This is a genomic window from Phycisphaerales bacterium, assembly GCA_040221175.1.
Taxonomy (GTDB): domain Bacteria; phylum Planctomycetota; class Phycisphaerae; order Phycisphaerales; family UBA1924; genus JAHCJI01.
Genome location: JAVJVK010000019.1, coordinates 445,043 through 469,854, shown reverse-complemented (window position 1 = coordinate 469,854; position 24,812 = coordinate 445,043). Strand labels below are relative to the sequence as shown.

The 24,812-nt window shown below is 68.2% G+C and carries 25 protein-coding genes; 10 read left to right on the top strand and 15 right to left on the bottom strand.

Annotation, left to right across the window (positions count from 1 at the left end; translation table 11 throughout):
• The first annotated feature begins 5 nt into the window (after positions 1-5).
• Together RIE32_14255 and RIE32_14250 are read left to right on the top strand one after the other, a co-directional pair.
• Positions 6-431, top strand: coding sequence for an alkyl hydroperoxide reductase (locus tag RIE32_14255; protein ID MEQ9097415.1), 426 nt, complete (start codon positions 6-8; stop codon positions 429-431).
• Positions 428-859: a hypothetical protein gene (locus RIE32_14250; protein MEQ9097414.1), complete on the top strand. Its 432-nt coding sequence runs from the start codon at positions 428-430 to the stop codon at positions 857-859. Before RIE32_14255 ends, RIE32_14250 begins: the two co-directional genes overlap by 4 nt.
• A 393-nt stretch (positions 860-1,252) precedes the next feature.
• Here the strand turns inward: RIE32_14250 and RIE32_14245 are convergent, their stop codons facing one another.
• Positions 1,253-2,506: a Xaa-Pro peptidase family protein gene (locus tag RIE32_14245; GenBank protein ID MEQ9097413.1), complete on the bottom strand. Its 1,254-nt coding sequence runs from the start codon at positions 2,504-2,506 to the stop codon at positions 1,253-1,255.
• Between the two features lie 32 nt (positions 2,507-2,538).
• Positions 2,539-3,540 carry a tRNA lysidine(34) synthetase TilS gene (gene tilS / locus RIE32_14240; protein ID MEQ9097412.1) on the bottom strand — a complete coding sequence of 334 codons (1,002 nt, stop codon included), beginning with the start codon at positions 3,538-3,540 and terminating at the stop codon, positions 2,539-2,541.
• A gap of 66 nt (positions 3,541-3,606) precedes the next feature.
• On the opposite strand from tilS, the gene RIE32_14235 reads away from it, so the two are divergent.
• The 6 genes from RIE32_14235 to RIE32_14210 all read left to right on the top strand — a co-directional run bounded on the left by RIE32_14235 (position 3,607) and on the right by RIE32_14210 (position 7,842).
• Positions 3,607-4,230: a hypothetical protein gene (locus RIE32_14235; GenBank protein ID MEQ9097411.1), complete on the top strand. Its 624-nt coding sequence runs from the start codon at positions 3,607-3,609 to the stop codon at positions 4,228-4,230.
• Between the two features lie 94 nt (positions 4,231-4,324).
• The gene (locus tag RIE32_14230; GenBank protein MEQ9097410.1) at positions 4,325-4,909 is read left to right on the top strand and encodes a hypothetical protein; all 585 of its coding nucleotides are present in this window, start codon (positions 4,325-4,327) and stop codon (positions 4,907-4,909) included.
• 26 nt (positions 4,910-4,935) lie between these two features.
• Positions 4,936-5,529, top strand: coding sequence for an MYXO-CTERM sorting domain-containing protein (locus tag RIE32_14225; GenBank protein ID MEQ9097409.1), 594 nt, complete (start codon positions 4,936-4,938; stop codon positions 5,527-5,529).
• Between the two features lie 27 nt (positions 5,530-5,556).
• Positions 5,557-6,162 carry a hypothetical protein gene (locus RIE32_14220; GenBank protein ID MEQ9097408.1) on the top strand — a complete coding sequence of 202 codons (606 nt, stop codon included), beginning with the start codon at positions 5,557-5,559 and terminating at the stop codon, positions 6,160-6,162.
• Positions 6,163-6,171: 9 nt separating this feature from the next.
• Positions 6,172-6,759: a hypothetical protein gene (locus RIE32_14215; protein MEQ9097407.1), complete on the top strand. Its 588-nt coding sequence runs from the start codon at positions 6,172-6,174 to the stop codon at positions 6,757-6,759.
• Positions 6,760-7,191: 432 nt separating this feature from the next.
• Positions 7,192-7,842, top strand: coding sequence for a hypothetical protein (locus tag RIE32_14210; protein MEQ9097406.1), 651 nt, complete (start codon positions 7,192-7,194; stop codon positions 7,840-7,842).
• On the opposite strand, the gene RIE32_14205 is transcribed toward RIE32_14210, so the two are convergent.
• The 4 genes from RIE32_14205 to RIE32_14190 all read right to left on the bottom strand — a co-directional run bounded on the left by RIE32_14205 (position 7,796) and on the right by RIE32_14190 (position 15,135).
• Positions 7,796-9,829, bottom strand: a complete 2,034-nt coding sequence (locus RIE32_14205; GenBank protein ID MEQ9097405.1) for a hypothetical protein — start codon at positions 9,827-9,829, stop codon at positions 7,796-7,798. The genes RIE32_14210 and RIE32_14205 overlap by 47 nt on opposite strands.
• A 2-nt stretch (positions 9,830-9,831) precedes the next feature.
• The gene (locus tag RIE32_14200) at positions 9,832-12,009 is read right to left on the bottom strand and encodes an HlyD family efflux transporter periplasmic adaptor subunit (protein MEQ9097404.1); all 2,178 of its coding nucleotides are present in this window, start codon (positions 12,007-12,009) and stop codon (positions 9,832-9,834) included.
• A 12-nt stretch (positions 12,010-12,021) separates the two neighbouring features.
• Positions 12,022-14,016, bottom strand: a complete 1,995-nt coding sequence (locus RIE32_14195) for an efflux RND transporter periplasmic adaptor subunit (protein MEQ9097403.1) — start codon at positions 14,014-14,016, stop codon at positions 12,022-12,024.
• Positions 14,017-14,109: 93 nt separating this feature from the next.
• Positions 14,110-15,135 carry an efflux RND transporter periplasmic adaptor subunit gene (locus RIE32_14190; GenBank protein MEQ9097402.1) on the bottom strand — a complete coding sequence of 342 codons (1,026 nt, stop codon included), beginning with the start codon at positions 15,133-15,135 and terminating at the stop codon, positions 14,110-14,112.
• Between the two features lie 145 nt (positions 15,136-15,280).
• Here RIE32_14190 and RIE32_14185 point away from each other — a divergent pair, with 145 nt between their 5' ends.
• Together RIE32_14185 and RIE32_14180 are read left to right on the top strand one after the other, a co-directional pair.
• Positions 15,281-16,327, top strand: a complete 1,047-nt coding sequence (locus RIE32_14185) for a hypothetical protein (protein ID MEQ9097401.1) — start codon at positions 15,281-15,283, stop codon at positions 16,325-16,327.
• A complete protein-coding gene (locus tag RIE32_14180) occupies positions 16,327-16,911 on the top strand; it encodes a 4'-phosphopantetheinyl transferase superfamily protein (protein MEQ9097400.1) in 585 nt (194 codons plus the stop codon). Before RIE32_14185 ends, RIE32_14180 begins: the two co-directional genes overlap by 1 nt.
• Here the strand turns inward: RIE32_14180 and RIE32_14175 are convergent.
• From RIE32_14175 to RIE32_14135, 9 genes are read right to left on the bottom strand one after another with little or no spacing between them, the layout of a single operon-like run.
• Positions 16,908-17,996 (bottom strand): 5-(carboxyamino)imidazole ribonucleotide synthase, encoded by a 1,089-nt coding sequence (locus RIE32_14175; protein ID MEQ9097399.1) that lies wholly within the window; start codon positions 17,994-17,996, stop codon positions 16,908-16,910. The two genes, RIE32_14180 and RIE32_14175, sit on opposite strands and share 4 nt — an antisense overlap.
• A complete protein-coding gene (gene purE / locus RIE32_14170) occupies positions 17,993-18,529 on the bottom strand; it encodes a 5-(carboxyamino)imidazole ribonucleotide mutase (GenBank protein MEQ9097398.1) in 537 nt (178 codons plus the stop codon). Before purE ends, RIE32_14175 begins: the two co-directional genes overlap by 4 nt.
• Before the next feature lie 40 nt (positions 18,530-18,569).
• The gene (gene mnhG, locus RIE32_14165) at positions 18,570-19,097 is read right to left on the bottom strand and encodes a monovalent cation/H(+) antiporter subunit G (GenBank protein ID MEQ9097397.1); all 528 of its coding nucleotides are present in this window, start codon (positions 19,095-19,097) and stop codon (positions 18,570-18,572) included.
• A complete protein-coding gene (locus RIE32_14160) occupies positions 19,094-19,417 on the bottom strand; it encodes a monovalent cation/H+ antiporter complex subunit F (protein MEQ9097396.1) in 324 nt (107 codons plus the stop codon). Before RIE32_14160 ends, mnhG begins: the two co-directional genes overlap by 4 nt.
• Complete coding sequence (locus RIE32_14155; protein MEQ9097395.1) at positions 19,414-19,890, bottom strand: Na+/H+ antiporter subunit E; 477 nt, start codon at positions 19,888-19,890, stop codon at positions 19,414-19,416. The genes RIE32_14160 and RIE32_14155 overlap by 4 nt, the downstream gene beginning before the upstream one ends.
• Positions 19,887-21,527, bottom strand: a complete 1,641-nt coding sequence (locus tag RIE32_14150; protein MEQ9097394.1) for a proton-conducting transporter membrane subunit — start codon at positions 21,525-21,527, stop codon at positions 19,887-19,889. Before RIE32_14150 ends, RIE32_14155 begins: the two co-directional genes overlap by 4 nt.
• The gene (locus RIE32_14145) at positions 21,524-21,871 is read right to left on the bottom strand and encodes a Na+/H+ antiporter subunit C (protein ID MEQ9097393.1); all 348 of its coding nucleotides are present in this window, start codon (positions 21,869-21,871) and stop codon (positions 21,524-21,526) included. Before RIE32_14145 ends, RIE32_14150 begins: the two co-directional genes overlap by 4 nt.
• An 18-nt stretch (positions 21,872-21,889) precedes the next feature.
• A complete protein-coding gene (locus RIE32_14140; protein MEQ9097392.1) occupies positions 21,890-22,306 on the bottom strand; it encodes a Na+/H+ antiporter subunit B in 417 nt (138 codons plus the stop codon).
• Complete coding sequence (locus tag RIE32_14135; protein ID MEQ9097391.1) at positions 22,303-24,702, bottom strand: proton-conducting transporter membrane subunit; 2,400 nt, start codon at positions 24,700-24,702, stop codon at positions 22,303-22,305. The genes RIE32_14140 and RIE32_14135 overlap by 4 nt, the downstream gene beginning before the upstream one ends.
• Positions 24,703-24,812: the final 110 nt, after the last annotated feature.

Here is a 24,812-nt window from a genome sequence, read left to right as displayed (position 1 = left end):
CGCCCATGGATCTGAGCTCGACTCGCCGGAGCAGAACATCCCGCGGCTGGGCGTTCTGGTGGCTGGTTGCCGCGGGGGTTTATAACATCCTCTGGGGCGCCGCCGTCGTGCTCTTTCCGAGCGCACTGTTCGAGTTCGCCGGCATGGAGCAACCCCGCTACCCCCAGCTCTGGCAGTGCATCGGCATGATCGTGGGCGTCTACGGCATCGGCTACCTCGCCGCCGCGCGCGACCACCGGCGGCACTGGCCGATCGTGCTGGTCGGCCTGCTGGGCAAGGTCTTCGGGCCGATCGGCTTCGCCCGGGCGCTGATCAACGGCGACCTGCCCTGGGCCTTTGGCGTCACCATCCTGACCAACGATCTCGTGTGGTGGATCCCCTTCGCCCTCATGCTCCGCGACGCCCTGAAGCACCACAGCGAGCGACCATGATCGACGTCGTCGCGCTGGTCCACGCCGCCGCCACGTGGTTCATGGCCGGCCTGATCTGGTTCGTCCAGGTCGTGCACTACCCGCTCTTTCCCGGCGTCGGGGACGCCGGCTGGAACGACTACAGCCGCCGCCACCAGAGATTGACCACGCTGGTGGTTGGGCCGGCGATGCTCGTCGAGCTGATCTGCGCCGGCCTGCTGCTGGCGATGCGGCCGGGCGTGTTCACCATCGCGGGGGCCATCCTGCTCGGGCTGGTCTGGGCGAGCACCTTCTTCATCCAGGTGCCCCTGCACGCCCGGCTGGAGCGCGGCCACGACGCGGCCACCAGGGCTCGCTTGTTTCGGGGGCTCGTCGCCACCAACTGGGCCCGGACCTTCTTATGGACCGCCCGCGGCGTGATCGCGTTGCTGCTGCTCGGCGGGGCCTGATGAACCCGGCCGGCCATGCCGTGCTGAAGGGCCGGGCTTGCGGGGAGAGACGCTGCGACGCCCCGAGGACGCCGCTCGGCGCCTCGGTGTCGCCGCGGGCTTCCTCAGACTCGCGGGACGCTCTCCGGGCGGCTCGCCGCGAATCCCGGGCCGTGCGGGAAGACGCCCGGGAAGCGCCGGGCGAATCCCGGGTGGCGCGGCGAATCTCCCGGGAAGCGCGGGGCGAATCCCGGAAGGCGCGGCGAATCTCCCGGGAAGCGCGGGACGATTCCCGGGAGGCGCGGTGAATCTCCCGGGAAGCGCGGGACGACTCCCGGGAGATTTCTCGCGCCGCCCTGCGTTATCCGGGCCTTCGAGGGTCAAGCCTACGGGCAAACCTCAGGCTTCGCCCGCTCAGCCCTGCATGAGCGCCTCGACGCCCTTGCGGTCCACCGGCAGCTTCGAGCTCAGGTTCTTCGGCCCGTCCTTGGCCACGAGGATGTCGTCCTCGATGCGGATGCCGATGTTCTCCTGCGGCAGGTACAGACCCGGCTCGATGGTCACGATGGCGTCCTTGTCGAGCGGCATCTTTGGATCGACGTCGTGCACCGACAGCCCCAAGTGGTGGCCGATGCCGTGGTAGAAGGCGTGGCCGTACCCCGCCTTGTCGATGATCTCGCGCGCGGCGGCGTCGACGTCGTGCATCCACGTGCCGGGCGTGCAGGCCTTGATGCTGGCCTTCATGGCCTTCAGGACCAGCTCGTACGCGTCGGCCTGCGTGCTGTTGAACGTGCCGTTGACCGGGAACGTGCGCGTGATGTCGGCGCAGTAGCCGCCGAGCTTGGTTCCAGAGTCGAGCACGAGCATGTCGCCGTCTTCCATGACGCGGTTGTTGGCGCCGTAGTGCAGCACCGTCGCGTTGACGCCCGATCCGGCGATGGGGTTGAACGCGTTGCCCTCTCCGCCGTGCTCGGCGAAGGTCGTTTGCAGCGTGCGGATGACGGCGCCCTCGTTGGCGCCCGGCTTGATCTCCTTCGCCGCCGCGCGCACGCCCGCGAGCGTCGCATCGATGGCGCCCTGGATGAGCTTCTGCTCGGCGGGGCTCTTGGCGGCGATGAGCAGGTAGAACTCGCGCCACGCGGGCTCGATCGTCACCCCCGGCACGCGCTCGGCGGCGAGGCGATAGGTGGCCAGGTCCTGGTTCACGCCCGCCGGCGCGGGCCGGGGCTCGTGCAGCGTGACGAGCTTGCCCGTGCGGCCGGCCGCCTCGGTCACCAGCCAGTTGAGCCGATTGGTGCGGAAGACCGTCCCCACGCCCAGGCGGTCACGCAGCTCGGGACTCAAACCCTCGCGGATGCCGTGCCAGGCCTCGTCCTCGGGATCGCGGCTGCGGAACATCAGGACTTCACGCCGCCGCGGGTTGGGGTGGCTGGGGTCCAGCAGCAGCACGGCCCCCGGCTCGTCGGCGATGCCCGTCAGGTAATAGAACTCGACCGACGGCTCCCAGTCGCCGCGCAGCGAGGCCGAGTGCTCACCGGCGAAGACCAGGCCCACGCCGTCCTTCAAGAGCTTGCCGACCTTCTGGCGGCGCTTCTTGATCTCGTCGAGGGCGATGGGGGTGTATTGGCGAGCGGTCTTTGAAGCAGCGCTGGTGGTTTTCTTGGCCATGGCCCATGGTTGGCGCGCCGTGGGCGGCGTGATCAGGCCCGCGCCGCCCTGAGCACGGTGCCATCAAGCTCGAACCGCACGCCCGCGACCACGCGCGCCCCGCGTCCCGCGTCGACCCACACCAGCAGCGACCGCGCCGTCGATGCCGAGAGCCGATCGTGGCCCGCGTCGCCCAGGCGCCGGATCGTCCGCCGCAGCAGCCCCTCACGCACGGCCGCCGGGCACGCGCCGAACGCCTGGCGGTCCAGTTCGATCGCGCCGCCACGCTCTTCGGCCATCGCCTCCCACGCTCCGCCCACGACGCTGTCGACCACGTGCACCGCCTCGCCCATCGCCTCGGCCGCCCGGGCCGACCGCTCGGCGGCGCCGGGCCGCAGTTCCTCGAGCACCGGCAGCACGCGGGCCCGCAGCGCCGCCCGGAGCGGCGCGTCGGCCCCTCCGGGGTCGTCGTTCGTGTCGTCGTGGGCCCAGCGCCACCTGGCCGCCCGGCAGATCGCCTCGGCCTGGGCCCGCGTCACCCGCAGCATGGGCCGCACGAGCGTCACGCCGCCCTCGAGCTTCCGCCGGGGCGCCGGCCCGCGCAGGCCGCGCGGCCCCGCGCCGCGCACCAGGTTGGCCAGCATCGTCTCCAGCACGTCCTCGGCCTGGTGCGCCGCGGCCACGTATCGGCAGCCGGCGCCTTGGGCCAGGCGAGCCAGCGCCGCGTACCGCGCCCGCCGCGCGCCCGCCTCGGCGTTGCCGCGGCCAATATGGACTTCTTCGACGACGACCGGCAGCCCGACCACCTGCCCCAGCCGCTCGACCGCCAGCCGGTCGGCCTGGGCCCGCTCGGCCGGCCGCATGTCGTGCACCACGTGCCCGATGGCCGCCACCCCGGGCTTGCCCGCCAGCGCGAGGGCCAGCGCCGAGGAGTCGGCCCCGCCCGAGACGGCCAGCAGCGTCGGCCGGTCGGCGTCGCGGACCTCGGGCCCGCCGGTCAGCATGCGCCACGAGCGGACGATGCGGCGACGGGCTGGGGCGGCGTCGTCTCTCACGGACCGATCGTACCGGTCGCACCCGCAACGAATGGATATCGCCCCCGGATGCCGACACTATTGCCAATGGCCCACCTCGCCCTCATGCTGGTCCAGAGCGAGTCCCACCCGTCCGCCACCGGCCAGCAGGACGGCGGCCCCAGCGCCGCCCAGCAGACCGCCTCGTGGGTGCTGCTGGCCTTTGGCGTGGCCATCCTCATCTGGGTCATGCTCCGCCTCCAGTGGCGCCGCCAGCGCCGCGCGCCCGAGGAGAGCCCGGTCTACGAGATGCGCGAGACCATCGCCGACCGCCAGGCCGAGGGCGAGCGCGCCGCCGAGGTCGCCGAGATCGTGCGCGACCTGGCGGCACGCCTGGAGACCCGTGCCGCCCGCCTCGAGGCCCTGCTCGACCAGGCCGACGAACGCATCGAGCGGCTCGAGGACAGGTTGGCCGCCGGCACCGCCGCCAGCCACTTGCCCGCCCCCGCCCAGCGCGCCAGTCAGCCGCCCACGACCAACGGCGCGACGGACCCCTGGGACGATCAGGCCCCCGATATGCCGGCCGAGCGTCACCCCACGCCCGCCGCCAGCGATCCCCTGCACCAGGAGGTCTACGAACTGGCCGACGACGGCAAGAGCCCGCTGGACATCGCCCGCCGCCTCGACCAGCAAGTCGGCACCATCGAGCTGATCCTGGCCCTGAGGCGCTAGCGCGGGGCCCTCATGCGATAAAAAGGGCTTCGGATCGGCGGAGTCTTGCGGTATGCTGTCCCTCGAGGAATCCAGCATCCCCGGAGGGCAAGACATGACCCGAACGCTCGCGATCGCTTCGCTCGCCCTGAGCGCCGGCACGGCGTCCGCCCAGACGGTGAACCTCACCATCGATATCGAGAATCCGATCATCGCCCGTGGCCAGAGCACCACGGTCACGCTGCTGGCCGAGTTCTCGACCGGCGACTACGCCGTGGCGGGCATCGCAACCGACCTCGTGGGCGAAGATGCCCTGGGATCTCCAGCGGGCAGGTGGAGCGACTGGCAACTCGTGGCGCCGATGGACGGGCCGGGCACGTCGGCCGGAGAACCCAGCAGTAGATTCGACGTGACGGGCATCCTGGCCGGGCAACTCAACTTCCCGCCCGCGGGCATCTACGCCGATCCGGCCAACCCCATCGCCTTCTGGCAGGCCACGTTCACGGCCCTCGAGGTTGGGTACATCGATTTCTCGACGCGAACCAGCCGGCTGGACGTGTACCCCGAGATGACATCCGGGCGCAGCGAGTCGCGGCTGGACGTGCTGGTGGAGGGGTCGGCGCGGCTCTTCATTCCCGTCCCCGCGCCCGCCAGCGCAGCGCCGCTGCTGGGCCTGGCCGTGCTCGCGCGCCGTCGCTGATCGAGCCACCGCAGGAGGACTGCAATATGCAAACCCCGATCACCATCGCCGCCCTTGCCGCGACCGCCGGCCTGGCGTCGGCCCAGACGGTCAACATCAACATCCTGATCGACGAGCCCCTTCTGGCCCCCGGCGACAGCACCGCCCTCACGCTGGAGGCCTCGTTCACCACCAGCGACTATGGCGTGGCGGGCATCCTGACCGATCTGGTCGCCGACACCACCGCCGACATCTCGGGCGCCTGGAGCGACTGGGCCCTCGTCTCGCCCATGAACGGGCCGGGCACGACCCCGGGCGTCCCCGACGGCTCGGGCGGCTTCCAAGGCATCATCGCCGGCCAGCTGCACTTCCCGCCGGCGGGCATCTACGGCTTCCCGCAGAACCCGATCCTGTTCTGGACCGCCACGTTCACGGCGCCCGCGGACGCGGCCGGCTCCCGCGTGGATCTCTCCACCCGCACCAGCCGCTTCGAGGTGTACCCCGATCGCGCGTCGTCCCGCAGCGAGTCGCGCCTGGACGTCCTGGTCGAGGGCGCGGGCCAGATCCACGTCGTCCCCGCGCCGGCCACCGGCGCCGCGCTGGGGCTGGGCCTGCTCGCGCTGCGCCGCCGCCGCCGCTGACGCCACGCCGGAACGAAGGAGAGATCCATGCACACGACCATCGCCGCCGCCGCCATCCTGGCCTCCGCCGCCGCCACCGCGCACGCGCAGACCGTCGGCGTCACGATCGACATCGACGAGCCCGTGCTCGCGCCGGGCGACTCGACCCGCGTGCGGCTGATCGCCACCGTGCTCGACACCGACTACGCCTTCGCGGGCACCAACCTCAACCTGCTGATCGACTTCGACGGCACGCCGGGGGCGCGCGGCTTCAGCGACCTGTCCATCCTGCCCCCGATGGACGCCGGCCCGACCGCGGGCGTGCCCACCGATCGCGGCATCGAAGGCATCGTGATCGGCCAGCTGCACTTCCCGGCGGCGGGCATCTTCGCCGACCCGACCAACCCGATCGCGTTCTGGGAGGCCACGTTCACCGCGCCCGTCGACGCCGGGGGCGGCTACCGCGTCGACCTGCTCACCGAGACGCTGCGCTTCGACGCCTGGCCCGACCGCGATTCGGGCATCGCCGCGTCGCGCCTCGACCTCGCCCTCGAGGATTCGGCGAGCATCTTCGTGATCCCCGCGCCGGCGGGCGCTGCCATCCTGATGTTCGGCCTCGCCGCCCTGCATCGACGTCGAAGCACCATCGAATAGGAGCCACCCATGCGTACGCACGCCTTCGCTCTCACCTGCCTCGCTGCCGCCAGCACCGCGCTCGCCCAGACCGCCCCGCGCCTCATCATCGAGGCCGACGATCCCGACATCCCGACCGTGGGCGGATCGACGATCATCCGCATGTTCGCGCAGTTCGACGACGCAAGCGATTACGCCATCGCGGGCATCGCGACGAGCCTCGTCAGCAGCCGTGGAAGCGAGGGCTGGTCGGACATCAGCCTCGTCGCCCCGATGGACGGGCCGGGCACCTCCGCCGGTCTTGTTTCGGGCACCGGGATCGATGGCATCATCGCCGGGCAGCTCAACTTCCCGATCGCCGGTATCTTCGCCGACCCCTCCAACCCGATCGCCTTCTGGCAGGCACGCTACACGGTGCCGTCCGGCGCCGAGCCCGGCGTGCTCGAACTCTCGACGCAGACCGATCGCTTCGACGTCTACGTCGATCGCGACTCGGCGACCAGCGAGAGCCGCCTGGGCGACCTGATCGAGGGCTCGGCACGCGTCAACATCACCCCCGCCCCGGCGACCAGCCTCGCCCTGCTCGGCCTGCTCGCGCTGGGCCGCCGGCGTCGATGAGGCGATATACGGACCTTGGCGAATGCTGCGCGAGCGTCGGTCACCGCCAACGGTCCTTCCGTCAGCGTGAACCGTCCTTCCGTCACAGCAACCGGTCCTGCCGTCATGGCTTACCGTCCTTCCGTCGGCGTTGACGGTCCTTCCGTCACGGCCACCCGTCCTTCCGTCAGCGGTAACCGTGCTTCCGTCACAGCCGCCCGTCTTTCCGTCAGCGGTAACCGTCTTTCCGTTACAGCCAACGGTCCTTCCGTCACAGCAACCCGAAGGCCCGTCACCGCCGTTCTCGGACCCGTCAGCGGCCCCCGGGGCCCGTGCGGGCCGATTCCCGCTGTTTCCGGACCCACACAACCGCACGAGGACCACGGCCCGTATCGGAACGCGAGCTTCTCGTTTGCCCGGCGCCCGCCGGGCGGCCAATCTCGGGGAAGAACCATGATCGCCACGCCCACCGCCGCCGCCGCGTCCGCCGCCGCTTTGGCCGTCTGTGCCGGCCTCACCCACGCCCAGATGCCCGGCGAGGTCATCATCGAGATCGACCAGCCCGTGCTGGCGCCGGGCGAATCGACCACCGTCCGCCTCTGGGCCGGCTTCGACAGCACCCGGGACTTCGCCATGGCCGGCGTCGCCACGAGCCTGCTGGCCGATTCGGGCGGGGTCGACATCGCGTCCGCCTGGTCCGACGTCGTGCTCGTCGCACCGATGGACGGGCCGGGCACGACCTTCGGCACGCCCGACGCCGGCGGGTACGCGGGCATCATCGCCGGTCAGTTGCTGTTTCCGCCAGCGATGATCCCCGCCGACGACAGCGATCCGATCGCCTTCTGGCAGGCGACCTTCACCGCACCGTCCGACGCTGGTGGATTCGAGGTCGACCTCTCGACGCAGACGACCGCGTTCGCGGTCTACATCGAGCGCTCCTCGGCCATCAGCGAGAGCCGCCTGGACGGCCTGACCGAGGGCGCCGGCACGATCGTCGTCGTCCCCGCGCCCGCCGGCGCGCTCGTGCTCTTCGGCCTGCTCGCTGCGCGCCGCCGCGCTAGCCGCCCGGCAAATGCTTCTCGATCCAGTCGTCCTGCCGCATGACGTGCCCGCGGTTGATGCGGTCGCGGTGCTCGGCCCGGCGCTGGCTGCGCGTGACCGCCAGGCGCGCCAGGCGGTTGCCGCCGACCTCCTCACGGGCCGTGCGGCGGCGGACGAAGCCGGCCAGCCCGGGCGCGTTGTGCTCGACCAGCTCGTCCTCGAGGCTCGCGAAGATCTGCGCGCTGCCCGGGTCGCCCTGGCGCCCGGCCCGGCCGATGAACTGCCGGTCGATGCGCTTCGAGGCGTGCAGCTCGGTCAGGATCACGTGCAGCCCGCCGGCGTCGCGCGACTTCTCGTCGAGCATGATGTCGGTGCCGCGGCCGGCCATGTTGGTCGCCACGGTGATGGCCCCGCTGCGCCCGGCCTGGGCGATCAGCTCGGCCTCGGTCTTGTCGAAGTTGGCGTTCAAGACCTGATGCGCGAGGCCGCGGGCTTCCAGTCGTTCGCTGATCCGCTCGCTCACCTCGATCGACCGCGTGCCCACGAGCACGGGCCGGCCCTGGGCGTGCTGGGCGACGACCGAGTCGACGATGGCCGCGAACTTCGCGCTGGCCGAGCGGAAGATCCGCGTCGGCCACTGCTCGCGGATGAGCGGCTCGTTGGTGGGCATGACGACGACGGGGCGCGAGTACACCGCCTCGATCTCGCTGCGGGCGTCGATGGCCGTGCCGCTCATGCCCGCGAGGAACCGATAGGAACGGAAGAACCGCTGGAAGCTCACACGCGCGAGGGTCTCGCGGTCGGCGGTGACCTCCACGCCCTCCTTGGCCTCGACCGCCTGGTGCAGGCCGTGCTCCCACGAGCGGTCGGCCAGGTATCGCCCGGTGTACTCGTCGACGATGACGACCCGCCCGTCGACGATCTGGTAGTGGTGGCCGCGCAGGTAGCAGTGCCGGGCGGCCAGCGCCTGCTTGATGAGCTCCTCGGCGCGGCGGGGGGCGCGCCAGATGGCGTCCTCTTCCTTCGCGAACAGGTCCTTGAGCCGCTCGCGGCCGCGGCGCTTCAGCTCGGCCCGGCGGCGCACGTGCTCGATGGTGTAGTCGGGCCCCTCGTCCAGCCGGGCGGCCAGCCGGGCGGCGGTGGCGTAGACCCCGCTCATCTCGTCTTCCTTGCGCGCCTGGGCGATGATGAGGGGGACGACGCCCTCGTCGATGAGCACGGCGTCGGCCTCGTCGACGAGCGCCGCGTGCAGGCCCGGCACCAGCGGGCTGAAGGCCGCCGCCTCGGGGCGGTCGCCAAAGCGCGCGAGTGTTTGGCGGCCGGTCCAGGGCGTCTTGAGGCGGCCGATGCGCAGCTGGTCGCGCAGCCAGTCGGCGGTGATCTGCTTGGGCGTGCCGTAGACGATGTGCCTGGCGTACACGCCCGCGCGGTCCTGGGGGCTGAGCTCCTGGGTAATCGCGCCCACCGTCAGCCCGCAGCGCTCGTAGATGGGCCGGCGGCTCTCGGCGTCGCGGGCGGCGAGGTAGTCGTTGACCGTCAGCACGTGCAGCCGCGTGCGGCTCCAGGCGATCAGCGGCGCGGCGATCGAGCCGGTGAGCGTCTTGCCCTCGCCCGTGGCCATCTCGACGACGCGGCCGTGGTAGAGCCCCAGCGCGCCGGCGAGCTGCACGACGTAGGGCTCCTGGCCGGTCTGCCGACGCGCAACCTCGCGCATGAGGGCCATGGCGTGGCGGAGCTGCTCGGCGTCGGCCCGCCCGCGCACGAACGCCTCGCGGGCGGTGCGCACCGCTTCGTCGAGCTGCGCCTCGGTCAGGTCGACGATGGTGGGGCGCAGCGCATCGACGCGCCTGGCCTCGGCCAAGAGGTGCCGCGTCGTCGTGCGCAGCCGATCGGCCCGGGCCCGCGCCATGACGGCGACCTTGTCCAGCCCGCCGTAGTGCTCGGGCTTGCGCTGCCGGGCGCGCAGCGCCTGGAACATGACCTCGTAGCGTGTCAGCTCGCTGACCGACGGGCCGGGCGCGGGCGGGGGGATGTGCGCGGTCGTGTCCATCGTCAGATATCGATCCGTCCCTGGATCAGCTGCCGCAGCCGGTCGACCCACTGGCCCAGCAACGGACGCGGCGGCAACGCGAACCGCACCGCCACGCGCTCGCCGGGCAGCGGCGGGCGGCCGGCCTTGTCCCCGAAGTCGGCGTCCATCTCGACGATGAACCGCGGACGCGTGGCCCGGGGCGTCTGGTCCTGGCGGCGATCGGTCTGGACCTGGCCACCGCCGATGTCGGCCAGCGCCGGGTGCGGCAGCGTGCGGTCGCCCGCGTCGCGACGCTCGAACTCGGTGACCGGGTAGGCCACTTCCGGCTGGGTGCGCCGGCGGACCTGGGCCGAGAAGTCGTCGCCGAAGCTCATGGCCGCCAGCCAGTCGGCCTGCCGCTGGTCCATCGACGCGACGATCCGGATGTCGTCGCTGGCCACCACCGTACAGACCGGGGCGCCCTGCTGCACGTACTGGCCGGCCAGCCGGCGTGGGTCGTCGGCGATCGTGCCCGCGTGTGGCGCTCGCATCGTCAGGGCGTCGACGCGCTCCTGCAGGAACGCCAGCCGCTCGAGCAGTACGCCGCGCCGCTCGGTCATCAGGTCGGCCACGGGCACGTCCTGGGCCATGGCCGAGCGGAAGCGGGCCTCGAGCTCGCGGAAGGCGCCCATCGTCCGCTCGAGCTGGGCCAGCAACTCCGGATTCTCGGCCCGCGCGATGGGCTGGCCCGCCTCAACATACTGGCCCGGGGCCACGAACACCTCGTCGACGAACCCGTCGCTGCCGGCAAATACGCCCGTGAACTGTTCGCTCTCGACGACCGCGCTGGCCCGCCGGTAGTCGGGCAGCGGCACGGCGCCCACCATCAGGCCCGCCAGGCCCACGGCGGCCAGGCTGGTCAGCACCACGCGGCCGCGCTTGTCGGCGATCAGCGGGCTGGTGGCCAGCCAGTGCGTCCACTTGCCCAGCGGCATGACGAACCACACCGTGGCCGTCCAGATCGCCAGCACGAGCCCCAGGCCGAACATCTGGCCCATCACGAACAGCGTGATCGAGAAGAACAGGAACACGCGATAGGCCATCGCCGCCCAGCCATAGGCGATCAGCCATGGCCGCTCGCCGGGCTGCACGGTGGGGGGCTTGGCGTTCTTGATGCGGTACATGTACCGCTGGAACTGATACTTGATCAGGTTCTGGGCCCGCTGCATGAGGTTGGGCGCCTCGAGCAAATCGCTGAGGATGTAGTATCCATCGAATCGCATGAGCGGGTTGGCGTTGAAGAGGATGGTGCTGATGCTGGCCGTGAGCATCGCGCTGTAGGCAAACTGGTTCACCACGCCGCCGGTGTCGAGCGTCGAGAGCCACACAAACGCGGCGACCGATGCCGCGGCCAGTTCGAAGATCATGCCCGCGGCGCCCACGGCCATCCGCTGCCACTTGCTGGGGAAGGCCCAGGTGCTCGACGCATCGACGAACGGCGCCGGGAACATCACGAGCATCATGATGCCAAGCTCGGGCACCTGCCCGCCGAAGCGCTTGCACACCAGCCCGTGCCCGCTCTCGTGGATGATCTTGCTGATGATGAACACGACGATCAACCACGGCCAGTTGGCCGGCGCGATGGCACCTTGGAAGCGCTCCGTGTCGAACAGCGCGCCCACCTCGCCCGTCAGCGCGACGATGGCGCTCAGCAGCAGCACGCACCAGGCAAGGAAGCCCCAGCGGTTGAGGATCGGCCGCACGATGGGCTCGACGGCCGTGAAGATGGCGTCCGGATTGAATAGCCGGATGCGGAAGTACATGATGCCCATCGCCTGGCCGATGGCCTTCTTCTTGATGCGCTGGCGGGCCCGGGTCAGCAACTGCTCGGTCTCGGGCGTGTCGTCGGCCTTCAGCAGGTTCGCGTTGTAGAGCTGGCTGATCAGCTCGACGGTCTCCACCTGCGTTGGGGCCGCGTCGCCGTGCATTTCCAGGCACAGCTTCCAAGTCTCTTCGACCGTCCGCTTGCCATCCAGCAGGCAAACGAACTCGTACGCCATGGGCGTGAGGCGGTAGAACTGGTTGCTGGCCGGGTCGTGCACCACGTGCCATCGCCGGCCGCGATAGTGCTGGCGGGTGATCTGGGTGTGGCTCCGCAGGCGCGGCTTCATCGCACGCACGCGGCTCCACATGGGGCTGAAGGTCGGGCGGTCAGTCATGCCAGCGCCCCCTTAATACCACAACCAGAGACGCGCGGTGTCGAGCAGCCGTCGGCTGAGCACCCAGATGATCCGCTTGTCGCCAGTGTCGATGTAGGCGATGCCCTCCATGCCCGGCCGCAACCAACCGGGCGGGTCTTCCAGCGAGCCACGCAGTTCGAACACGTTGCTGCCCTCGTCGGGCTGGCCCATGGGCACCAGGCTGCTCGCGCTGAAGCGGAACCGCTCGCCGGGCCGGGCGCGTGTAGCAAACCCACCGACGCTCTCGGGCGAGACATAACCAATGTCGCTGTCCGGCACGCGCGCGACGACCTCGAGTTGGTCGAGGCTGGCGATGCGGAACATGGGTTCGCCAATATTGATCGCCGAACCGATCATCCGCCGCGGGTCGCCCGAGACGATCGTGCCGTCGATCGGAGCCATGATCCGCGATCGCTCGATCTGCGTGTCGATGTACCGCAACCTGGCCTGCTCCTGCTCCAGCCGGCCGAGCGCCTGCTCGGCGGCGTTCAGGTCGCCCTCCTTGCGCGCCTCGTCGGCCTCGCGACGAGCCGAGGAAACCGACGCTTGCGCATCGATGCGGCTCTCGCGCAGCTCCGTCGTGTCCAGTTGCATGAGCAGATCGCCCTTGGCGACCTGTACGCCCGGGCGGATGCCTTCAGGCACGCCGGCGATGATGCCCGCGAACGGCGCGGCCACGGAGCGCTCGTGCACCGCAAGCAGCTCGGCTTGTGCGTCGACCCGGTAGGGAATCTTCACGAACGTCACGACCAGTAGGACAAGCAAGGCAACCAGTGCGGCAACCTTCCACGCCGTGTGCCGTGGGCCCACCAGCCACGTGCCGCTCTTGAGCATGCTGTGCCATGCGCGCTGGGGAATTGGACGATCATCGCTGCGGCGCAGCTCGATGACGGGCCCAACGAGGTCCAGCGTTGCCTGCAACAACTCGAGCTTCGCCGGCTCGAGCTGATCTTCTTCGGAGAGTTCGATGGTGACCACGCCCACCACGCGCTCGCCCGCGCGAATGGGGAGCGACGCAACCTTCAACCGTGCGTCAGAGGACGCCAATTGCCGGTGGGCGTGGGTGACTGCCGCCGCCAGAGTCGGGTCGACGGCCGGCTCGCCCTCTTCGGCTTGGGCGCCCTGGGGCGCCTTTGGGACGGGGTAGACCACCGCGTGGGCCTGGTCGTAGCACTCTTCCATCGCGGCCTGGAGCATCCGCACCATGTGCAGCCGGCGGTCGACGTGCTCGGTGTCGCTCAGCGCCTGGACGCGGACCACGCCCGAATCCCCGAGTCCGCGTACCCAGCCGATGGCGGCCCGATCCGCCGACGCGGCCCGTGAGAGGTCGTTGGCAAGCTGGATGCACGCGCCCTTGAAGCCCGAGGCCTCGTTGATCGAGGCAATCAACCGGCCCGCCAGATCCAGAGCGGCCGACGACTGCCACGCGCCCTTGGCCTCCTGCCTGGCCGCGTGCAACTTGGCATAGCCGCACAGGACTTCGACGAGCGCCATCGTCGTCTGCGTTGCCTCGCGTGAGCGTTGCTCGATGGTCAGGCAGATAGCCGCCTTGTGGCCGCCGCCTAAAGGCAGATCGATCGCGCCCGCAATCACGGCCCCGCTGTCGCCGCCGGCGCCATACATCGGCGAACTCGTGCCACCAAGTGCGAACACGCGGGCCTCGCCGCCACGAACGGCTTCTGCCGCAGCCGAACGCACCCACGAGCCGTGTTCGATCTGCCCGGGATCGATGCGGCGGGGTTCGGCCGGCCTGCCTCCCTGCGCTTCACCGGCGGCGACGGCGAACGCGATCGAAGGTTCCTCGGCGCCCTGGTCCTGCGTGTCGCTGGCCGACACGATGACCACCGACCCTTGGCGGGCGTTGGCCACGCGGGTCAGGACCACGCACAGGCGGGCGAGGAAGGTCGTGGCGTTGGGCGACTCGGCCGAGAGTTCCTCGACCACACGCCGCCACGCGGGCGTTCGCAGATTAGAGATATCCGTCACGGTCGCTCCTCTCGGGGCAACGGGTCAATCGCGTAGCCGACCACCTGTTGCGGCCGGCCACGCTCGATTCGTTCTTGTTGGGCCGCGTGCCGGTCAGCCGGCGTCGGCGGCCAGGGCGGGCGCGCCCTGCTGCTCCCCATCGTTCTCGGTCGCCCGCGCGTCCTGTCGTGCCTCGTTCTGGGCCTCATGCTCCGCAAGGATGCGCATGAAGGCCTCGGTCGGCTCGCTGAAGCGCACCCAGGCCGGCAAGCCCGAAAGAAGGCGATCCGGGTTGGCCATCTCGACCTTGACCCACACCTTGTCCGAGCCGAAGTCCGCCACCGGGCTCACCTCGGTCACCGTGCCCTCGAACAACCGGGGCTCCCCGGCCACGCTCACCGCCACCCACGCCGCATCGCCGCGGGCGATCCCTTCGGCCAGCACCGTGCTCGTCGGGGTGGGCACCTTCACCTGCAACGGGTCAATCGACACCAGACGCAGCACCGGCTCGCTGTCCTGCATCGCCTGACCGGGCGTCACTTCGATCGCCGCAACGGTTCCGTCGAATTGGGCCGTGACGGCGAATCGCTCGAGTTCGGCTTCTTGCCGCTCCAGCGCGATGCCCTGCTCGATAAACCGCTCCTTGGCGGTGTCGAGCTCGATCTTGGCGTTTTCAAGAGAGGCCTTGGCACGCTCGTACTCCAGCGTGCTGCCACCCCCCTGGTCCTGGGCGGCCTGCTGGTTGTCAAACTCGATCTGAGCCAGCTTCACGCGGTTCTCGGCCGCCAGGATCTCGAAGCGGTTCTTGGCCCGCCGCTGCTGAAGACGCAGGGCCGCCTGAATGTCCGCATCCCGAGCCCGGACGAGCACGTCGCCCTTTTCCACCTTGTCGCCCACGCTCACCAGCACCTGCCGCACCTCGCTGGGCTGGCTGAAGCCCATCATGGCGTCCTTGCTGGGCTGGGTAAAGTGGTAGATGCCACCGAACTCGGCAGCCCACGACGGCTCATATTGATAGCTGCGCGGAGATTCCTCGGTCTGCTGCGCAAACGCAACGGGTAGGGCACCAGCCAGCAACGGCAGGGTTAGGGCAATGGTAAGGATGGAAGAACGACGGCGCGTGGGCTTGGCTGTGGCCATGGTGACCCAGTATACGGTTGAGACGTAGGCCTTTGTTCCCCTCAGACTGCATTTCGCAACCGTGACCCCGTCCGCTCCGTAGAAACCCGTATCGTCGCAGGTCTCCGGTTCGCCAGGACACCAGGCCCGGAAGGAGCATTCCATCATGCGGTCGAGGCAAGATATGGGTCGGGGCTTTTCGGCCATCGAACTACTCGTCGTCATCGGCGTGGTGGTCCTGCTCACGCTGATCGCCCTCCCGCTGGTCGGTGGGTTCCGCAACCATCACCACGGGCCGAGATTCCTCAAAGACTCGACCCAGGTTCGAGGCATCGTCCAGGCCGCGGCGATTTGGGCCCAGAACAACAACGAGCAATACCCGATCCCCAGCGAAGTCGATCTGACGGGCGCCACCATCTCAAGGCCCGATGGCCTCGTTGGTGCTGATCGCCGGCTTGACACGACGGGCAACATGCTTTCGCTGCTCATATGGAACGGCTTCTTCCCGGTCGAACTGACCGTAAGCCCGGCAGAGATGGGTAACGTCGACGTGATGTATCCCTACCAGTCCGCCAGTCCATCGGCCGCCGTGACTCCGGGCAACGCGTATTGGGATCCTGCGTTTCGCGGCACGCCACTGGACGAGTGGGGAGGCGGCATCCCCGGTAAGGTCGGCGACCCGAGCCATAACTCCTACGCCCAGGCGCCCTGGTTCGACGATCGTGCGTACCTGTGGAGCAACACGTTCAGCGCCACGCAGGCCTGCCTGGGAAATCGCGGTCCTGCGTTCACGCTCAAGAACGACCTGTGGGAGCCAATCCCAGGCAACAGCTTCGGTGCACGCTCGACGACCATGGCCATCCACGGCCCGAAGGACCAATGGCACGGCAACGTCGGGTTCAACGACCAGCACGTGGAGTTCTACACGCAGGCAGCGCCGACCTACCTGACCTGGACGTTCGCGGGCATCTCCGATCCGACCAGGATGACGCGACCCGACAATCTGTTCCACGCCGAACATGACCACAGCCGGGCGCTCATCGACGAACAAATCAGCCAAGTGCGCGGCCGGGATGGTCGCGGCACGATCCGCGGCGATGGGGCCCCCGGCGGCCCGGGCGCCTTGGACCAGAAGAACAACTACCTGCGGCCGATCGCAAGAGTACTGCCAGGCGAAGGTGGTCAGATTTCTGCTGAGTTCTGGATCGACTGATGCGCCTGAGCGTGTGGTCGCAGCGGGCGCCCGGCCAGCGCCAACGGCCTGAACTGGCCCGAGACCTGCTCGGTCAGGCGGTGGCGCTCGAGGCAGGCGAGGATCGTCCGGTTGGGCACCAGGCCGGCCAACCGCCGCGGGTTGAAGGTTTTGCAGCCTCGCTCTCAAGAACCGATGATCTGGCGATGTGCGTGGTGGGCACGTGCGGCGCCGTTGGCATCGATGTCGAGCGATTGCGGCCCTGGAGCGAACTCACGGAGATGGCTTCGCTGGTGCATCCGGCGCCGCCCCGCGATGCCCGTGGGCTCCTGGAACTCTGGACGCGCAAAGAGGCGCTTTCCAAGGCCATGGGAACCGGTCTGCCGAATGACGTGCGTGCTCTCTCTGTTCCCGAACGATCACCGGCGGCTTGCGAGTGGTTCAGGCAGGATGGCTGGCTGTGGATCGGCTGCCCGTGCGAATCTGGAGCCGTTGCGTCACTGGTCGTGCAGAACGAGGGTGCAGACGTGGAAGGTGGCTATGACATGATCGAGATCCGCGAGAAGCCGGCGATCCGAATCTGGTCGATGGAAATTCACTGCTAGCCAAGATCGATATCAAATGCATGGGCCAGTTCGTCGATACGATCAGCCCCGCAGCCGCAGGCGTTCACGTGGGCGACCTTTCGGCCTGGGCGAGGCTGCTTGCGATAGTCATGCAATTTGGCGTTTGGCCGCGAGAGCACGGCCGAGACGTTTGGCAGCTGTCCGACGCAGTTCAGCATGATCGTGGGGCAGCGCAACGCGGTGGCGCCCAGCGGCAAGCCCATTACAGCGCGGACGTGGTTCTCGAATTGGCTGGTGACGGCGCCGTCGACGGTCCAGTGACCGCTGTTGTGCACCCGCGGGGCGAACTCGTTGGCGATCAATCTTCCACCGGCCTCGAAGAACTCGATCGTCAGCACGCCCACGTGAGCGAGGGCGGTCATCAGCTTGGTTGCCAGCGCGTTCGCGTGCGAATCAACCGCCGTCGGCACGCCGGTGGCAGGAGCCGTTGTGACGCGCAGGATGCCCTGGCGATGCTCGTTCTCGACGAGCGGATAGTGGGCAATGGCTCCATCGACGCCGCGCACGGCCACGAGCGAGAGTTCTCGCTCGAAGCGGATCATCTTCTCGAGCACGGCGGGCTGCTGGTCAATCGCCGACCACGCCCGCTCCATGTCGGCGGGGTCGGCGATGATGGCCTGGCCCTTGCCGTCATACCCACCCCGTCGGGTCTTCAGGATCGCCGGCAGCCCGACCGATTCGGCGGCTTGCGGGAGCATGTCGAACGAATCAACGACGTGCCAGGGTGCAACCTCGAAACCGGCGTCCGTCAGCGCGCGCTTTTCCAACGCGCGATCCTGGGACAGACGAAGGCTCTCGATGCCAGGCCGAATTGGCACGAGCGGAGCCAGCGTTTCCCCGGCGACCGTGGGGACGTTCTCGAATTCATAGGTGACGACGTCGAGAGCCTCGGCGAACCGATGCAGCGAACCCGCATCGTCGTACTCGCCGCGCACCAGTTCGCACACGTCGCCCGCGCATGCGTCAGCGCCGGGGTCGTAGGCCCGCACGCGGACACCCAAGGGCGCGGCGGCCAGGGCCAGCATTCGTGCCAATTGCCCGCCGCCCAGGACGCCGAGCCTCACTTGCCGGCCTCGGGCGGGAGGGTGGCTCCGAGCACCGCATCGGTCTGGCTGCGGCGGAATCGATCGATGGCTTGGGCCACGTCCTGATTCCCAAGGGCGACGATCTGCGCGGCGAGGATGCCCGCGTTGCGAGCGCCCGCATGGCCGATGGCCAGCGTGCCAACCGGAATGCCGCCGGGCATCTGCGCAATCGAGAGCAGCGAGTCAAGCCCGTTGAGCGCCTTGCTCTGTACCGGCACGCCAAGCACGGGCAAGGGCGTCTTGCTGGCGCACATTCCCGGTAGGTGGGCGGCCCCGCCGGCGCCCGCGATGATCACCTGGAGCCCGCGCTCCTTTGCCTTGGCCGCATACTCGAAGAGCAGGTCGGGCGTGCGGTGCGCCGACACGACCCGGCACTCGAATGCCACGCCGAGATCGGCCAGGGCCTGCGCCGCGTGGGCCATGGTGTCCCAGTCGCTGGTTGAGCCCATGATGACGCCTACCAGCGGCGGGCCGGCGGGAGACTGCGGTGCTTCCGGGGCTTGTGCTGCCATCGGGCAGGGTAGGAAGGCAAGGCCCAGAGGGGGCGGTCAGTCAGCCGGCCTGCGAACGAGATTGCCCGGAGCGTTTGACGCGGGGGCTCGAGTCCTCGTCGTCGTCGGTCATGACTTCGCGCGAGGTTCGCCCGGCCAGCATCGACGGGCGCTGATCACCGTCTTCGGCGGGCGAGCCCGTCGGGCAGTGGTGGAGGATGTGCGAGTCGGCGTCGTAGCAGCCGCGCATCTCGTCGTGTGCGGTGCCATCCCACAAGGGGCTGCCAACGAAGTAGGCCGCCCGGGCGATGAGGTGGCTGGCGATGGGAGCGGTGATGAAGAGCATGCCGATGACCAGCAGCGCTTCGAGCACCACGTCCAGGCTGACGAAGTGGGTGGCCACCGCCAGCACCATGCATCCGACGCCCAGGGTGCCGGCCTTGGTCGCGGCCTGCATCCGGCAGTACACGTCGGGCATGCGGAGCAGGCCAACGGCCGCGAGGACGCTGAAGAATCCGCCCACGAGTACGAGGGCGACCGTGAGCCCATAGTTCAGCCACGTGACGGCCTGCGTCATCCATTCGTTCATGGCCTGGCCCTCCGCTCGAGGTAAAGTGCGAATGCGGCGGTGCCCAGGAACAGGATCAAGCCCATCACGAGACAAACGCTGAGCAGAACCGGCTTGCCGATGAGGATCGCGAAGATCGCGATGACGGCTACGGCGAACATGCCCATGAGATCCAGCGCGATGACGCGGTCGGGAAGCGTTGGGCCGATGAGCAGGCGTACCAGGCACCCGATCATGGCGACGGCCAGCATGCCCAACACCACGAGTACGATGACCTCGATGAAGACCGGGCCGTCGTTGAGGGCCGGCGTGATGGCCTGGGCGGGGACGAAGCCGGTCATCGCGTGACCTCCAGCAGGCGTCGCTCGAAGCCGTCCTTGATCTCACGTCGCATCTCGTCGGGGCTGGTCACGTGCATGAAGTGGATGAACAGGATCGACTTGTCGGCAGACACGTCCAGGCTCAGCGTTCCGGGCGTCAGCGTGATGAGATTGGCCAGGATCGTCAACTCCGTGTCGGTGATGTTCTCGTCGATGGGAACGGCAAGCACGCCCGGCTTGAGCTTTCTCAGCGGGCTCATGGTGTAGTAGGCCATCTTGATGTTCGCGATGACCAGTTCGACGAGCACGTAAAAGCAGAAGCGAGCCGTACGCCCGACCTTGGAGTAGTACGACCCTCGCATTTCCCTGGGAATGCACAGCCTGAGCGTCACGAAGGCAATGACAAACCCGATGAGGAAGTTCGCGGGCGAGAACGGCCCGATTGCCATCGCCCATACCAATGCGAGAACGAGATTGAGAACGAGCGCGCCTATGGCTGGTCCTCCTTCGGAGCATCGCCGCTGCTCGGAACGGTAGCCAGTTCGCGCAGCGTGCCATCGACCGCACGCTGGTAATGTTCGCCTAGGACGGCCCGCTGGTAGCCCTCGGCATCGAGCAGCTGAGCGCCGGCTCGCTCGGCCACGTTGTAGAGCGGTTCGATGAAGATGCCCAGCCCAATCGTTGCTGTCGCAAGGACGACGATGGGCGTGGCCATGAGTCCGATTCGAACACGATCATCGCGGCCTTTCACCGCAGGACGCTCGGGCATGGACTCGGGGGGCTCCTTCCAGAACGCTTCGGCCCAGATCTTGGTCATGGAGTAGAGCGTGAGGATGCTGACGCACAACGAGGCGGCAACGAGCGAGAATGCCCCAGCCGCCAGGCCGCTCTTGATGAGGACGAACTTGCCCCAGAAGCCGGTTGAGATCGGAATGCCCGCCAGCGACAGGGCCGAGGCCATGAACAGCACGCCGGTCCACGGGTGGGTCTTGATGAGTCCGCCCAGGTTCTTGAGTTCGCTGGTGCCCGCGAGTCGCTGGACGAGGCCGCTGATGAGGAACAGGTTGCCCTTGACGATGCCGTGATGTAGCAGGAACATCGCCGATCCGGCCAGGGCCACGGTGGCGTTTTCGCGCGCCGTCACGCTGTCGGGCTCGGCGTGGGCAAGGGCATAGAGAGCCACCGACAGGCCCATGAGCATGTAGCCGATCTGGCTCACGCTGTGGAACGCAAGGATGCGGCGGATCTCGAACTGGCACGCCGCACCGAGCACGCCGGTCACCATAGTCAGGCCGCTGATCCACATGAGGATGGGGGCGGTGATGTCCATCTGCTGGTCAAACAGCAGCGTGAACGTGCGCATGATGGAATAGACACCCACTTTTGTCAGCAGGCCGGCGAAGAGCGCGGTGATGGCCACCGGCGGCGTGTGATAGCTGGCCGGCAGCCAGAAGAACAGCGGGAAGACGGCCGCCTTGATGCCAAAGGCGACCAGGAAGAGCATTGAGAGAGCGGTGATGGCGCCGGGGTTGTCGGCCCGGTCGAGCACGATGGACAGGTGGGCCATGTTCAGCGTGCCGGTCATGCCATAGAGCAGGCCGATGGCGGCCAGGAAGATGCCGCTGGAGAGCAGGTTGAGGGTGACGTACTTGATGGCCCCCTCGAGTTGGCCGCGCTCGCCGCCCAGGGTTAGCAGGACGAAGCTGGCCAGCAGCATGATCTCGAACCAGACGTACATGTTGAAGATGTCGCCGGTGAGGAACGCGCCAGAGCAGGCGGCCAGCACGGCGTGCACGAGCGGGTGATACCCGAAGCTCTCTCGCTTGCGGTCGATGGCGCCCATGCTGTAGACGGTCAGCGCGACGGCGACCAGGCCGTTCAAGCCGACCAGCATGGCGCTGAGTGTGTCGGCGACGAGCGAGATGCCGAAGGGAGCGGCCCAGCCCGCGGCGTCGGTGGTGACCACGGTGCCGTCGCTGGTGGCGTAGAGGAGCGAGATCGAGGACGCGAGCAGGCTGAGAGCGCCCGCGAGGCTGACCACCCGCTGCATCACGCGATCCTTCCACAGCCCGATGCATAGCACCGTCGTGGCAAGTGGAATCAGGATGGGCGCGATGATCGTCAGGTTCATCGGTCGGTCGTCCGCATGGCGTCGAGGTCGTCGGTGCCGACCTCCTGGTAGGTTCGCTTCACGAGCACGATCGTGAACGCCAGGATGGCAAAGCTGATGACGACGGCCGTCAGGATGAGTGCCGGGGGCAGCGGATCGCTGTAGGGCGCGACGAGCTGTTCTTCATCGGCTGGGATGAGCGCGGGCTTGCCGCGGGTCAGCCCGCCGGCGGCGAAGATCAACAGGTTCGCGCCGTGGCTGATCAGCGCAAGCCCGATGATCAGCTTGACGAAGCTTCGGCGGAGGATCATGTAGATGCCCGCGGCGTACAGGAAACCGACGGCGATGGCGAGCAGCAATTCCATATCGCGATCCTCCTTTCCTTAGCTCTCTTCGGCCAGGGTGAGCAGCATGAGCAGGCACACGCCGAGCACGGTGAAATAGACGCCGATGTCAAACACCAGCGGCGTTCCGACCTTGAGTTCGCCAAACCCGGCCAGTTCGAAGCTGGCCCACATCCCGTACAAGAACGGCTTGCTCTCGATGAGTCCGGGCACGCCGCTGACCAGCGCCATGCCCAGGCCGATGGCGATGTACGTTGTCAGTGGAACACGGAGCAGCCGCTTCATGGCGGGAACGCCGAAGGCCATGGCGTACAGGACGAAGGCCGAGGTTGCCAGGAGTCCACCGACGAAGCCGCCGCCGGGCTGGTTGTGGCCGCGGAGCAGGACCACGATGCTGAAAAGGATCAGCAATGGGAGCATGAAGCGCGTTGCGGTTCGCAGGATGATGGAGTTCATGCCATCCCTCCCTGCGCCGGACGTTCTTGCCGGAGCTTCAGGAGCGTATAGACGCCAACGGCCGCGAGACCCAGCACGGTGATCTCGCCCAGCGTATCGAGAGCTCGGAAGTCGACGAGGATGATGTTGACCAGATTGCGGCCATACGCGACGTGTTCGCCCGGAGCATCCGGAAGCGCGTAGTGGTTGTAGAACCAGGAAATGCCATCGTCAGCGGTAATGGCAAAGGAAGAGACGACAAATGCCGCCATCATCAGGCCGAACGCAGCGCCGAGCAGGGCGTCCAGCGACTTGGCCTTCCTGGAGCTATATACGGCAAAGCGCGGAAGGTGATAGACCACGAGCACGAAGATGATGACGGTCAGCGTCTCGACCGCAAATTGCGTCATGGCAACATCGGGAGCACCGAAGAGCACGAAGATCACGGCCGAGCAATAACCCACGACACCGAGCACCGCGATCGTCGAAAGGCGTCCGCGCATCTGCGTGCTGGCGATGGCCGCCACGCAGATCATGCTGACGAGGACCGCTTCAAACAGCAACTCGGTCCACGCGATCTCGCCGAACGGGGGCAACGCCTGCGCGATCGAGTCGACGACGCCGCCCTTCCAGGCAAGCAAACCCCCGCCGAGCATCAGCGTGGTCAGCACCGTGACTTGGACATAGACGCGGAGATAGCCGCTCTGGAGGAATCGCGTCTGCACCGTGGCGAGGGAGACGGGGCCGACGGTTCCGTTGAACAGAAGGTGGTAGATGCGTTCGCACCCGATGGCCGTCGCGACGCGGTCGAGCGGGCGGGTGATGGCACGCCAGGGCTTCCGTAGCACGAACAACAGTGCACCGGCGACCAGCGCGATGCCGCTGAGCAGCAGGGCGGTGCTGGCGTGCGTGGCCATGTAGATCGCATCGAGCTTGACCAGTTCGACGTCGTGCCCGCCAGCAATCGACGCCGTGGTACCGTTGATAATGGGCGCGGTGAACAGGGCGGGCAAGACACCGCCGATCAGAGTCAGGCCCGTGAGGACGACCGGCCCGAACAGCATGGGCAGCGGCGCTTCGTGGGGCTTCTTCGGATAGTCCTCGGTCGCGGACCGACGCATCAGGAACGGTCGGATGCCGGCTTGGAAGCCGGCGACGGCCATGAACGCCCCGGCAATCGTCGAGATCGTGGGCCAGAGCCACGCAACCTCATGCGGCCCGCCATGGGCGTGCAGGCTTCCCTTGAGCAGCAGTTCCTTGGCGACGAAGCCCAGCAGCGGAACCATGCCTGCCATGGACAAGCCCGAGATGATTGCCACCAGTGCCGTGACGGGCATCTTTCCGAAGAGGCCGCCCATCTGCTCGGTGTCCTTGACGCCCGCTTCGTGGTCGACGATGCCCGCGACGAGGAAGAGGGCGCCCTTGAACAGGGCGTGGGCGAAGATGTACGCCGCCGCGGCCTGCGGCGCGCCCAGCCCGATGAGCATGATCATGATGCCAAGCGAACTGACCGTCGTGTAGGCAAGGACCTTCTTGTAGTAGGTCTGACGCGTTGCCAAGTAGGCGCCCAACAGCATGGTGGCGCCGCCGAAGCATGAGAGGCTCCATTGCCAGGCCGGATCTTCGAGAAAGGCGGGGTTGAGGCGTGCTACGAGGTAGACGCCGGCCTTCACCATCGTCGAGGAGTGCAGGTAGGCACTGACCGGGGAGGGAGCCTCCATGGCGTTGGGCAGCCAGAAGTGGAAGGGGAACTGGGCACTCTTGGTGAAGGCGCCGCCCAGGATCAGGATCATCGCCGCCACCGTCAGCGGGCTGTCGGCGAGCACGTGGTGATGCTCGATGATGCCCGAAACCGAAAACGTGCCAGCAATCTGGCCGAGCAACACCATGCCGGCGAGCATCGAGAGTCCGCCGAGCCCGGTCACCACGAGTGCCTGAAGAGCGCTTTTGCGCGCCTTCTCGCGTTCATGGTCGAAGCCAATGAGCAGGTAGCTCGTGATGCTGGTCAGTTCCCAGAAGATGAACAGCAGGATGAGGTCATCTGCCAGGACCAAGCCGAGCATGGCCCCCATGAAGCCCAGCAGATAGCCGAAGAAGCGTCCCCGCTTCGGATGGCCCTCGAGATAGCTGTTGGCATAGAGCACGATGCCGGTACCCACGCCGGTAACCAGCAAGGCAAAGAGCGTGCTGAGCGAGTCGACTCGGAACGAAAACTCGACCCCGAGCGACTGGCTCCAGGTCCAGCCGACCGCCACGGCTTCTCCGGAGGCGGTGGGATTCATCTGGGTGAGGTAGTACCCGAACGCGACCAGCGGCCCGAGAGCCAGCACGTATCCCGTGGCACGACCGAGCACGCGATGCAGCGTGGGAGCGGCCAAGGCCAGGGCGAAGATGGCAAGCAGGGTGCCGACGATCAACTGCGGGCTCCGTTCGCATCGGACCGGGCCCACGACCGACGCAGGCGCTGAGGTTCGATAACCCGGCGATGGTATCCGAGAATGCCACCGGACCGGCTCCTACGAATCGG